At 43.2% G+C, this 12,401-nt stretch carries 9 protein-coding genes; 8 read left to right on the top strand and 1 reads right to left on the bottom strand.

From position 1 onward, the window contains the following. Nucleotides 1–126 precede the first annotated feature (126 nt). A complete protein-coding gene (locus tag DWW77_RS07850; RefSeq protein ID WP_118608458.1) occupies nt 127–1,593 on the top strand; it encodes a sensor domain-containing diguanylate cyclase in 1,467 nt (488 codons plus the stop codon). 89 nt (nt 1,594–1,682) lie between these two features. Here the strand turns inward: DWW77_RS07850 and DWW77_RS07855 are convergent, their stop codons facing one another. Then, a complete protein-coding gene (locus DWW77_RS07855; protein ID WP_110102989.1) occupies nt 1,683–3,068 on the bottom strand; it encodes an MATE family efflux transporter in 1,386 nt (461 codons plus the stop codon). A 572-nt stretch (nt 3,069–3,640) separates the two neighbouring features. Here DWW77_RS07855 and DWW77_RS07860 point away from each other — a divergent pair. The 7 genes from DWW77_RS07860 (at nt 3,641) to iadA (ending at nt 12,364) form a co-directional block, all read left to right on the top strand. Next, the gene (locus tag DWW77_RS07860) at nt 3,641–5,107 is read left to right on the top strand and encodes an aminotransferase class I/II-fold pyridoxal phosphate-dependent enzyme (protein WP_015524484.1); all 1,467 of its coding nucleotides are present in this window, start codon (nt 3,641–3,643) and stop codon (nt 5,105–5,107) included. A 5-nt stretch (nt 5,108–5,112) separates the two neighbouring features. Then, complete coding sequence (gene speE / locus DWW77_RS07865) at nt 5,113–5,967, top strand: polyamine aminopropyltransferase (protein WP_015524485.1); 855 nt, start codon at nt 5,113–5,115, stop codon at nt 5,965–5,967. 3 nt (nt 5,968–5,970) lie between these two features. Then, on the top strand, nt 5,971–6,828 hold the full coding sequence (gene speB, locus DWW77_RS07870) for an agmatinase (protein ID WP_015524486.1): 858 nt from the start codon (nt 5,971–5,973) through the stop codon (nt 6,826–6,828). Between the two features lie 42 nt (nt 6,829–6,870). Beyond that, on the top strand, nt 6,871–8,130 hold the full coding sequence (locus DWW77_RS07875; protein ID WP_118608459.1) for a saccharopine dehydrogenase family protein: 1,260 nt from the start codon (nt 6,871–6,873) through the stop codon (nt 8,128–8,130). Further along, nucleotides 8,130–9,347, top strand: a complete 1,218-nt coding sequence (locus tag DWW77_RS07880; RefSeq protein ID WP_118608460.1) for a carboxynorspermidine decarboxylase — start codon at nt 8,130–8,132, stop codon at nt 9,345–9,347. The genes DWW77_RS07875 and DWW77_RS07880 overlap by 1 nt, the downstream gene beginning before the upstream one ends. 315 nt (nt 9,348–9,662) lie before the next feature. Next, the gene (gene yfcC / locus DWW77_RS07885; protein ID WP_118608461.1) at nt 9,663–11,183 is read left to right on the top strand and encodes a putative basic amino acid antiporter YfcC; all 1,521 of its coding nucleotides are present in this window, start codon (nt 9,663–9,665) and stop codon (nt 11,181–11,183) included. Between the two features lie 32 nt (nt 11,184–11,215). After that, the gene (iadA, locus tag DWW77_RS07890) at nt 11,216–12,364 is read left to right on the top strand and encodes a beta-aspartyl-peptidase (protein WP_118608462.1); all 1,149 of its coding nucleotides are present in this window, start codon (nt 11,216–11,218) and stop codon (nt 12,362–12,364) included. Nucleotides 12,365–12,401: the final 37 nt, after the last annotated feature.

Genomic DNA, 12,401 nt, shown 5'->3' on the forward strand with positions numbered 1-12,401 from the left:
GGAATAGTCCCTTATAGGGACAGAGCAAGCCACCCGCTAAGCGGGTGGTCTTGACTATAGAGAAAAAACAAAAATCATGGTAAAATAAAAATGCATGACAAAAAAGGTTAAATCAGGAGAAAACGTATGAAAAAGAATCACTTTGAATTAAAAAATTATGTTATGGCAACCGGCGTTTTTATCTTGGCGGTTATAGCAGGGATTCTTATTTTTTTCGGGTGTGTGCAGAGGGCTGTACAGGTGAATTCTCAGAATACATTGAAGATAAATGTGCAGAGACAAAGTGAACATTTGCGGACGATACTGGATATTAATTATCAATATCTGAATGAGATTGCCTCTGCAATGGGAAGATCAGAAGAACTTTTTTCAGAAGAAAATAAAGAACGACTGATATCCATTTATGAAAAGACAGACCTGGAGAGGGCTGCTCTTATTGATAAGAATGGAGATGCATACTACGACAATGGAGTAACCAAGAATGTTTCTCATCGCAGATATTTTCAGGAGGCTATCAGTGGAGAGCAGACCATCAGCGATCCCCTGGAAAGCAGTGTGGACCATAAGGTGCGGGTGGTTTTAGGTGTGCCGGTATACAAAGACCATAAAGTGATCGGTGTGTTGGGCGGATCCTGTAATGTTACAGCGCTGAGCCATATGCTTTTTAATGATCTTTTTGATGGAGCGGGAAATAGTCTTCTGGCTACAAGTGATGGAGAGATCATTGCCTTTGACAGTGGTTCGGCGTCTGGTACGGAGATCACATATGGAATCAATCTTTTTAAATATTACGGAGAAAAAAATCTCAAAGGAAAGCATGCTCTTCAGGATATTCAGGAAGATTTTAAAGTTGGCGAAAGTGGTCTGGTGAAGCTTAGTCTCAAAGAGAGAAAAGAAGCAGACCGGTATCTGGCATATATGCCTCTTGGATACAACGACTGGATGATCTGTTATGCAATTCCTGTAAAAAGTGCACAGCAGGCTTATGAATTCATTTCCGGTTATGAAATCCTATTTATGGGAAGCTTCTGTATTCTGGTGCTTCTCCTGCTCCTGTATATTGTTGTAAGAAATAATCAGGAGAAAGCAGAGTTGGTGCGTTCTGCCCAGAAGGATGCGCTTACAGGCGTTTATAACAGAGAGAATACGCAGAAGGTGATCGATGCTATTCTGAGAGAAAACGCTCCGGAAGGCTTTCATGGCTTCCTGATCCTGGATATGGATCATTTTAAAGAAGTGAATGATGTTTACGGACATGTCATGGGAGATAATGTATTAAAGATGCTGGGAGGTTTTCTTAAAGAGCAGTTCCGGGAACAGGATGTGATCGGGCGTATCGGCGGGGATGAGTTTGTGATCCTGCTCTGTAATATCGGTTCCCGGAAAAATATGGAGAGCAGAATAAAAAAACTTCATGAAAAGCTCAGGGAGATCCGTATGGAAGGCATGGGAGAGCATACATTTACTTTTAGTGCAGGAATTGCTTTTGCACCACAGGATGGAGATACCTTTATGGAACTGTATCAAAAAGCAGATCTTGCCCTTTATCAGGTAAAACGCTCCGGAAGGGATGGCTACCGGATCTATAAATAACAATAAAAAAGACAGAAGATATCCTGAAGAGAAAAAGGAAATCTTCTGTCTTCTTTTTGTATAAATTGGAATGGGAAGCTTTGATGTCCTTAGGCTTCCGGAATTTTTTGAATGATCGTTCTGTTTATGACAACCAGGAAAGCTACGGACACGATCAGAGAAATGATCTCCGCAATGGGGAAAGACCACCATACTGCGTGAAGTCCGCCGATGGAAGCAAGGATATAAGCAGCAGGTACCAGGACAAACAGCTGACGCATGATAGATACGATCATACTGAATACAGCTTTTCCGAGTGCCTGGAATACAGTTCCCGCAATGATACAGAACCATGCAATCAGATAGTGGATTCCTATGATACGAAGTGCAGGGATTCCGATGGTAAGCATATCTTCGGAAGCACTGAACAGCCCCAGCAGTGTTTTCGGAATAAATTCAAAGGCAAGAAAACCAATGAATGTAAAACAGAATGCGATGAACATGCTGACTTTGACAGTTTTAAGCATACGCTTTCTGTGGCGTGCACCATAATTATAGGCAATGATCGGTGTAATGCCGTTGTTAAGTCCAAATACAGGCATGAAGAAAAAACTCTGCAATTTGAAGTAAACACCAAATACTGCAGTTGCAGTGACTGTAAACTGTACCAGGATCAGATTCATGCAGTAGGTCATGATAGAACTGATGGACTGCATGATGATCGATGGAATACCTACTGCATAAATATGGCCGATGATCTTAAGGTCAGGACGGAAGCCCCTGAAGCTGAGCCGGACTTCATGATTAAATTTATGGTTGCAGATTCCTGCAACAATGCAGGCTACACACTGTCCGATCACAGTAGCTACAGCAGCTCCGGTAACACCCATTTTCGGAGCACCGAACAGACCAAAGATCAGGATCGGGTCAAGGATGATGTTGGTGATGGCACCGCACAGCTGAGAAGTCATGCTGAATATGGTTTTTCCTGTGGATGTGAGTAGACGTTCAAAGAAAAACTGTCCAAGCAGACCAAAGGAGAATATCATAACTGTGCTCAGATATTCAATCCCAAATTTAAGGATCTCAGGGTCTGCGTTATGTACCTGGCTGGCATAAAATGGTTTTACTACTGTAAATCCAAGGATCAGGAAAACCAGATAGCTTAAGCCATACAGGAAAGCAGCATTGCTGGCTGTCCGATCAGCTTTTTTAAAATTTTTTTCTCCAAGGGATTTGGAAAGCAGTGCGTTCATACCCACACCAGTACCTGCACCTACTGCGATCAGAAGTGTCTGCAGTGGAAAAGCCATGGAAACTGCCGTCAGAGCATTTTCGGAAAGCATGGCAACGAAAACACTGTCTACAATATTGTACAATGCCTGCACCAGCATGGAGATCATCATTGGCAGAGACATGTTTAGTACAAGCCTTCCTACGGGCATGGTCCCCATTTTGTTTTCTGCTATGGGAGCAGATGTACTTTTTTGATTCATATTTCCTCCATTTTGTATTTTGTAGTTTTTAACCTAATTATACATATTAGCATGAAAATATGAGGGATTCAAGAAAAGAATATCCTTCTGACATTATTATAAATGGTTCATACTATAAGTATTTAAACGATTTTGATAGTTGACATGAATTTTCAGATATGCTATGCTTATGGAGATTTTGAAGGACAAGAAAGAGTCTTTTCAAAGCAATTATTTTGGACCACTCCATTTTGGGGTCAAGGCCATACGGACAGCCGGGTCCACTGCCGCTGATGGTAACTTTGGTTGCCTTATTGATTGAGTTAGAAGCTCAAATTTTATAAGTTGGTTCCTTTGATAACCGTCATGCGCCTGTTGCGCAGACTTGTGAAACGGTCAATAAGAGTAGTAAAAGTATGATTGCTATATAGACTCTGACATATATCATCCGGATTCTGATCTCATGTAAATATGGGGATTCTCATATTTATATGCGATGAAAATAAAATCAGGAAGAATGATCTAAGCAGGTTTACGGTTTTGTATCGGCCTGCTTTTTTTGTGCGGATAAAGGAACTGGAAATGGAGAAGCAATGAACAGAAGTCGTTTTAAACTGGACCAGAATCATGCTCCAATTCATGAAGCTCTGGAAAAATTCCTGCGTATGAGAGTAGTACCTTTCGATGTGCCGGGACATAAAAGAGGAAGAGGAAATCCGGAGCTTACTGAATTTCTGGGACAAAAATGTGTAGGTGTGGATGTAAACAGCATGAAACCGCTTGATAATCTCTGTCATCCTGTATCTGTGATCCGGGAGGCGGAAGAGCTGGCAGCAGATGCATTTGGAGCAGCGCATGCATTTCTTATGGTTGGAGGAACTACAAGCTCAGTGCAGACTATGGTGTTAACTGCCTGTAAGAGGGGAGATGAGATCATTCTTCCCCGAAATGTCCACAGAAGTGTGCTGAATGCGCTGGTTCTGTGCGGAGCAATCCCGGTCTATGTGAATCCGGAGGTGGATCAGAGACTTGGGATTTCTCTTGGAATGCGACGTGAACAGGTGGCAAAGGCAATTAAGGAGCACCCAAATGCGGTGGCTGTGCTGGTGAACAATCCCACCTATTATGGAATCTGCAGTGATCTTCGCGCAATTGTACGCATGGCTCATGAAGCAGGAATGCTGTGTCTGGCAGATGAGGCACATGGAACTCATTTTTATTTTGGCGGAGGTCTGCCGGTTTCGGCAATGGCAGCTGGTGCAGATATGGCGTCTGTATCCATGCATAAAAGCGGCGGAAGCCTGACCCAGTCCAGCCTTCTTCTTACAGGACCAGGTGTTCATGCCGGTTATGTCCGTCAGATCATCAATCTGACTCAGACTACTTCAGGCAGCTATCTTCTGATGTCAAGTCTTGACATTTCGCGCCGGAATCTTGCACAGCGAGGACGCCAGATTTTTCATCAGGTAGCAGATATGGCAGAGTATGCAAGGGAAGAGATCAATGCTATTGGCGGCTATTATGCATTTGGAAAAGAGCTGGTGAATGGAGATTCGGTTTTTGATTTTGACATTACGAAATTAAGTGTACATACCCTGGATATCGGACTTGCAGGAATCGAGGTTTACGATATACTGAGAGATGAATATGATATTCAGATCGAATTTGGTGATATTGGAAATATTCTGGCTTATCTGTCGATCGGAGATCGTGCCCAGGAAATAGAGCGGCTGGTAAGTGCTCTTGCGGAGATCCGCAGGCGATTCCAGAAGGATAAATCAGGATTGCTGGATCAGGAATATATCGATCCTCAGGTAGTGACAAGTCCTCAGGAAGCTTTTTATGCAGAAAAATGCAGCCTTCCTCTCAGAGAAACCGAAGGCAAGGTATGCAGCGAGTTTGTAATGTGTTATCCTCCGGGAATCCCGATTTTGGCTCCGGGGGAACGAATCACTCCGGAAATCCTGGATTATATTGAATATGCCAAGGCAAAAGGATGCAATATGACAGGCCCTGAAGATCCGGATATATTGCGTTTAAACGTACTGGCAGGGAGGTAAAGAAAATGGAAATGTGGTTTTCGGAATTTCATACACCGGATGTGAAGCATAGTATCCGGGTAAACCGTCAGCTTTATTCAAAGCAGAGTGACTATCAGAGAATTGATATTTTTGAGACACCGGAATTTGGCAGGGTGCTCACACTGGACGGTAATGTAATGCTCACAGAGCGTGACGAATTTATTTATGACGAAATGATCACGCATGTACCTATGGCTATTCACAAAGAAGCTAAAGATATTCTTGTGATCGGAGCAGGAGACGGCGGAGTTGTACGTGAACTGACTAGGTATGACCGTGTCAGCCATATTGATCTGGTAGAGATGGATCCTATGGTAGTAGAAGCCTGTCGCGCATATCTTCCGGGAAATGCCTGCAGGCTGGATGACAGGAGAGTGCACCTTCATTATGAAAATGCGTTGAAATATATACGCCGCTGCGAAAATAAATATGATCTTATTATTGTAGATTCCTCGGATCCCTTTGGCCCATCGGAGGGATTATTTACCCGTGAATTTTACGGAAACTGCTATAATGCGCTGAAGGCGGATGGAATCATGGTTAATCAGCAGGGAAGTCCTTTTTATTCCGAGGATGCGCATGCCATGCAGCGCAGTCACAAAAGAATTGCCAGTACTTTCCAGATCAGCCGTGTTTACCAGGCTCATATTCCTACCTTTGCTGCCGGCTACTGGCTGTTTGGCTTTGCAAGTAAAAAATATCATCCTGTGGATGACCTGGATTCGAAGGCATGGAATTCACTGAATCTTCGCACCCGTTACTATACTACAAGGCTTCACAAAGGTGCATTTTATCTTCCGGCTTTTCTGGAGGAAATGCTTCAGGAGGTGGAGGACTGATTTATGATCTTACCAAATATTGAAAATTTTATCGGTTGTGACAGCAGCTTTGAGGAAGCAGAAATTGTTCTTTACGGAGCTCCCTTTGATTCGACCACAAGCTTTCGTCCGGGAGCCAGGTTCGGTCCTTCTGCCATTCGTCATGAAAGCTTTGGACTGGAAACCTACAGCCCTTATCAGGATCGTGACCTTATGGATATCCGGGTATTTGACAGTGGAGATCTGGAGCTTTGCTTCGGCAGCAGTGAAAAAGCGCTTGCTGATATACAGGATCGTGCAGAGGAAATCCTGAAAGAGGGAAAAATGCCGTTGCTTCTGGGGGGAGAGCATCTGGTGACACTGGCTGCTGTGAGAGCTGTCGCCGGGAGATATCCGGGACTTCATATTATTCATTTTGATGCGCACGCAGATTTAAGAGACGATTATCTTGGAGCCCATTTAAGTCATGCGTGTGTTATTCGCAGATGCTATGATATTCTGGGAGATGGGCGGATACATCAGTTTTGTATCCGAAGCGGGGAAAGAGAAGAATTCCGGTTTGCAAAAGAGCATACAGATTTTCATCCCTTTACCTTTGAAGGCCTGGAAGAAACCGTACAGGAATTGGCCAGGAAGCAGGTTCCGGTATATTTTACCATTGATCTGGACTGTCTGGATCCATCTGTATTTCCGGGAACCGGTACACCGGAGGCAGGAGGCGTAAGCTTCCTTGAATTGCTTGCTGCTATCCGGAAGGTATCAGAATTAAATATTGTGGGAGCAGATGTCAATGAGCTGGCACCTATGCTGGATCCAAGCGGTGTTTCCACAGCTACAGCATGTAAGGTGGTCAGGGAACTGCTGCTGGCGGTGGCAAAATAAAAACAGTTACGAGAATTGAGTATAAAAAAGGAGACAAAAAACATGAGCAGAGTACTTGTAATCGGCTGCGGCGGAGTAGCCAGTGTAGCAATTCAGAAGTGTTGTCAGGCAGATACTGTATTTACAGAACTGTGTATAGCAAGCAGGACAAAAGAAAAATGTGATGCACTTGCCCGGAAACTGGAAGGAAAAACAAAAACAGTAATTACCACCGCAAAGGTGGATGCGGATGATGTAAACCAGCTGATCCAGCTGATCAATAGTTACAAACCGGATCTGGTAATGAACATTGCGCTTCCGTACCAGGATCTGAGCATCATGGATGCATGTCTGGCATGTGGTGTAAACTATATGGATACGGCAAACTATGAGCCGGAGGATACGGATGATCCCAAATGGCGTGCTATTTACGAAAAACGCTGCAAGGAAGCAGGATTTTCCGCATATTTTGATTATTCCTGGCAGTGGGCATACCGGAAGAAATTTGAAGAGGCAGGACTTACAGCACTTCTTGGCTGCGGCTTTGACCCGGGTGTTACCCAGGCATATTGTGCATATGCATTAAAGCATGAGTTTGACCAGATCGATACCATTGATATTCTGGACTGCAATGGAGGAGACCACGGATATGCATTTGCAACCAACTTTAATCCGGAAATCAATCTTCGTGAGGTAAGTGCGCCCGGAAGCTACTGGGAGAATGGACACTGGGTGGAAATTCCTCCGATGGCGATCAAGCGGGAATATGATTTTGATCAGGTCGGCGATAAAGATATGTATCTTCTGCATCACGAGGAGATCGAGTCCCTTGCCCAGACAATTCCGGGAGTAAAGAGAATCCGTTTCTTTATGACCTTCGGACAGAGCTATCTGGATCACATGCGCTGTCTGGAGGATGTGGGAATGCTTTCTACTACTCCGATCAACTATAATGGACAGGAAATCGTTCCTATCCAGTTTTTGAAGGCTCTTCTCCCGGATCCGGCCAGCCTGGGTCCACGTACTAAGGGAAAAACTAATATTGGCTGCATTTTCACCGGGGTAAAGGATGGAAAAGAGAAAACCTATTATATTTACAATGTTTGTGACCACCAGGAATGTTATAAAGAGGTTGGAAGTCAGGCAATCAGCTATACGACAGGCGTTCCGGCTATGTGCGGAGCATTAATGATGCTTACCGGAAAATGGATCCGCCCGGGAGTGTACACAGTAGAAGAATTTGACCCGGATCCGTTCCTGGAAGCACTTGACAAATATGGACTTCCACGCAGCGAAAATCATGATCCGGAGCTGGTGGATTAATGGAAAGAACAGATACAAGACCACCCTTTGCAGCGTCCGGCGGAATTATTCCGCCGGAGCTGCGGAAGATCAAAACACCTTGTTATGTTCTCGACGAAGCGGCGCTTATAAAAAATGCAGAATTAATGGGGAATATTGCCAAGAGAACAGGCTGCAAAATGCTCCTGGCACAGAAGGCTTTCAGTAATTATGACTGCTATCATCTTTTGGAACCATATTTGACAGGAACAGAAGCAAGCGGACTGTACGAAGCCAGGCTTGGTGCCCAGGAGATGCCCGGAAAAGAGGTACATGTATTTTGCGCCGGATATCGTGAGGATGAATTTGAGGAGCTGCTTAGCTTTGCAGATCATATAGTGTTTAATTCTCCTTTTCAGCTTCTTCGCTTTGGAAAAAGAGTGAAGGAGGCCGGGAAAAGTGCAGGGCTTCGGATCAATCCGGAATGCTCTACCCAGGAGGGACATGCTATTTATGATCCCTGTGCCCCAGGCAGCCGCATGGGTACCACAAGAGCACAGTGGGAGACTGCTGTGAGAAAGCATCCGGAGCTGATCGGATTATTGGATGGTATTCATTTTCACACCCTTTGTGAGCAGGACTCTTCTGATCTGGAAACTACTCTTACAGCAGTAAAGACGAAATTCGGAGATCTGATTTCTCAGATGAAATGGCTGAACCTGGGAGGAGGACATCATATTACAAGACCAGGCTATGATATTGCACGGCTTGAGAAGTGCATCAGCGCAGCAAAGGAAGAATGGAAAGTAGATGTTTATCTGGAGCCCGGAGAGGCATGGGCCTTAAATGCAGGATTTTTTTTGACAACTGTTTTGGATGTGCTGCAAAATGGTGATACCCAGCTTGCAATTTTGGATGGAAGTGCTGCCTGTCATATGCCGGATGTTCTGGAAATGCCTTATCGTCCTCCTCTTCTTGGAGCAGATGAACCGGGAGAAAATGCAGTCACAATCCGGCTCGGAGGACCAACCTGCCTGTCAGGAGATATCATAGGAGATTACAGCTTTTCAGAGCCGTTGAAGTATGGAGACATTCTCATGTTTGGTGATATGGCCATTTATACAACCTGCAAGAACAATACCTTTAATGGAATGCCTTTGCCTGATATATGGCTGAGACATGGCGATAAAACCATGGAACGTCTTACTGATTTTGGGTATGAAGATTTTAAAGGCAGACTTGGACGCAGCAGGAAATAAGAGCAGTTTTTTTGAAAAATAATATTGACAGGTTTAATGAAAAATGGTGCTGAACATAATATCCAACACCATTTTTTTATATAGTCTGGTCCAATGATCATAATCTGACATGGTGTAGCTATTGGTGTCATAAATACAGGAAATACTGGGATTATTTCATATTTCAAAAAGGTGTGGATCTGCATTTAGTTAAGATAATTTGACAGGTTCTTATAAAATAAATAAATTTGATAAAATATGTAAAGTTTTAGTTGGATTTTAAGCATTTTGTGGTACACTAATATAGTATATCAAAAATGGGAGGGAGATTCAAAAATGAGCAAAAACGAAGGAAAAGGGTTAAAGTCTTTTAACAAGGGATTTCAAGTGCCTGATACCTACATTATCATCTTTTTTGTAGTTGTTTTCGCAGCACTTATGACATTTCTTGTACCAAAGGGATTTTACGAAACACAGGATATTTCATATATGATCAATGGTGTTGAGAAAACCCGTACAGTAATCAAAGACGGAAGTTTCCAGTATCTGACAGATGATACAGGAAATGTAGTAACAGAAGGAGTAGCACTCTTTAGTGGAGATGGTGGAACAGGATTTTTCAACTATATGTATAACGGAATCGTAAATAGTTCTGCAATCGAGATTATCGCATTTCTTATGATAGTAGGTGGTGCATTCGGTATCATGATCCGTACAGGTGCGATTGAATCCGGATTGATCGGATTGATCCGTAAGGCAGAGGGAGCAGAAAAACTACTGATTCCGATACTTTTCGTACTGTTTTCTCTTGGTGGAGCAGTTTTCGGGATGGGAGAAGAAGCGCTTCCGTTTACTATGATTCTTTGTCCGTTGTTTGTAGCAGTTGGATATGATTCAGTTATCGCAGTTCTTGTTACTTATGTTGCAACACAGATTGGTTTTGGTTCATCTTGGATGAATCCATTCTCTGTAGGTATTGCACAGGGTATTGCAGGTATTGACGTATTCTCCGGAGCAGGATTCCGTATGGTAATGTGGGTAGTATTTACAGCACTCGGCTGTGGAATGACTATGTTCTATGCATCAAAGATCAAAAAGACTCCGACAATCTCAATCGCATATAAGACTGATTCATATTTCCGTGAGCAGAATGAAAAAACAGGAATTGACGAAGGACATTCATTTGGTCTTGGACACATTTTAGTTCTTCTGACATTGGCTGCTACAGTAGTATGGGTAGTTTGGGGAGTTATGACTCAAGGATACTACATGCCGGAGATTGCTACACAGTTCTTTATTATGGGAATTGTTTCCGGTGTGATCGGAGTTATCTTTAAACTGAACGATATGAAACTGAATGATATTGCAATATCATTCAAAGATGGAGCAAAAGATCTGATTGGTGCTGCACTTGTTGTTGCTATGGCACAGGGTATCATGCAGGTTCTTGGTGGATCTGATCCGACCACACCTACAGTTATCAATACAATTATGTATAATATTTCAAATGCATTGTCTGGAGTTTCCGGAGCGGTTGCAGCAGTACTTATGTATCTGTTCCAGTCCGTATTTAACTTCTTTGTTGTATCCGGAACAGGACAGGCTGCGATCACAATGCCGATCATGGCTCCACTGTCAGACCTGTTAGGTGTTTCACGACAGACAGCTGTAGTTGCATTCCAGCTTGGTGATGCATTTACAAACCTGATTGTTCCTACATCCGGATGTCTGATCGGATCTCTTGCAATTGCAAAGATCGAGTGGTCTAATTGGATTAAATTCATGTGGAAATTCCTTGGCGTCTTAATGATTGGTGCAATCATTACAGTTCTTATTGCAGTTGGAATTGGATTCTAAAACATGCATTGGATAATTGGGAGTGATTTATGATGAAATTAATTCAGAATATTGATGTTTATGCTCCACAGCATCTGGGGAAAAAAGATGTACTTATGATCAATGATAAGATTATTAAGATTAAAGATGCAGGTTCTATATCCGCAGACGGATTTCTTTCTGAGGCAGAAATGATCAATGGAGAGGGGTTACTTTTAACTCCGGGATTCATTGATAGTCATGTTCATGTACTCGGAGGCGGTGGCGAAGGTGGATTCGCCAATCGTACTCCGGAAGCAACTATGGAAGGACTTACGAAGTTTGGAGTAACAACAGTTGTTGGCTGCCTTGGAACAGATGGAATCGGTCGTGATATATGTGCACTGGTTGCAAAGACAAAAGGATTGAATGAGCAGGGAATGTCTGCATACTGTTATACAGGCAGTTATCAGATTCCGGTTCGTACGTTGACTGACAGTATTGTGAAAGATATTATGATGATTCAGGAAATCATTGGAACTGGAGAAATCGCAATCTCTGATCATCGGTCTTCACAGCCGACTTTTGAGGAATTTGTACGTGTCGTTGCGGATACAAGACTTGGTGGTGTTCTTTCCGGGAAAGCTGGTATTGTAAATGTTCATCTTGGTGACAGTCCGAGATGCTTAGATCTTATTGAACGGGTGGTAGATGAGACAGAGATACCGACTTCTCAAATATTGCCAACACATATCAATCGAAATGAGCTGCTTTTCTGCAAGTCAATGGAATATGCGCTGAAAGGCGGAGCAGTAGATTTTACCGGAAATGAAGATATTGACTATTGGGAAACTATCTGTGATGAGGTACGAGTATGTAATGGTATCAAACGGATGTTAGATGCAGGAGTAAATCCTAACCGCATGACAATTTCTTCTGATGGACAGGGAAGCCTTCCGATGTACAGTAGTGATGGCGAATTCCTTGGAATGGGCGTTGGACAGTCCAGCTGCCTTCTGAAGGAAGTTAAAGAGTGTGTGTTTAAAGCGGATATCCCGTTGGAAATTGCACTTTCAACAATAACATCCAATCCGGCAGAAATCCTTCGCCTTAATGGAAAAGGAAAGATTGAAGAGGGCTATGATGCGGATCTTTGTATCCTGGATCAGGACCTGCAGCTTGTTGAGGTAATAGCAAGAGGTAAAACAGTGTATACAAAATAGAATTAGAAATATCCGGTATAAGAACAGATGTGTTCCG

The sequence above is a fragment of the Ruminococcus sp. AF17-12 genome (assembly GCF_003479245.1).
Lineage (GTDB): Bacteria > Bacillota > Clostridia > Lachnospirales > Lachnospiraceae > Blautia_A > Blautia_A fusiformis.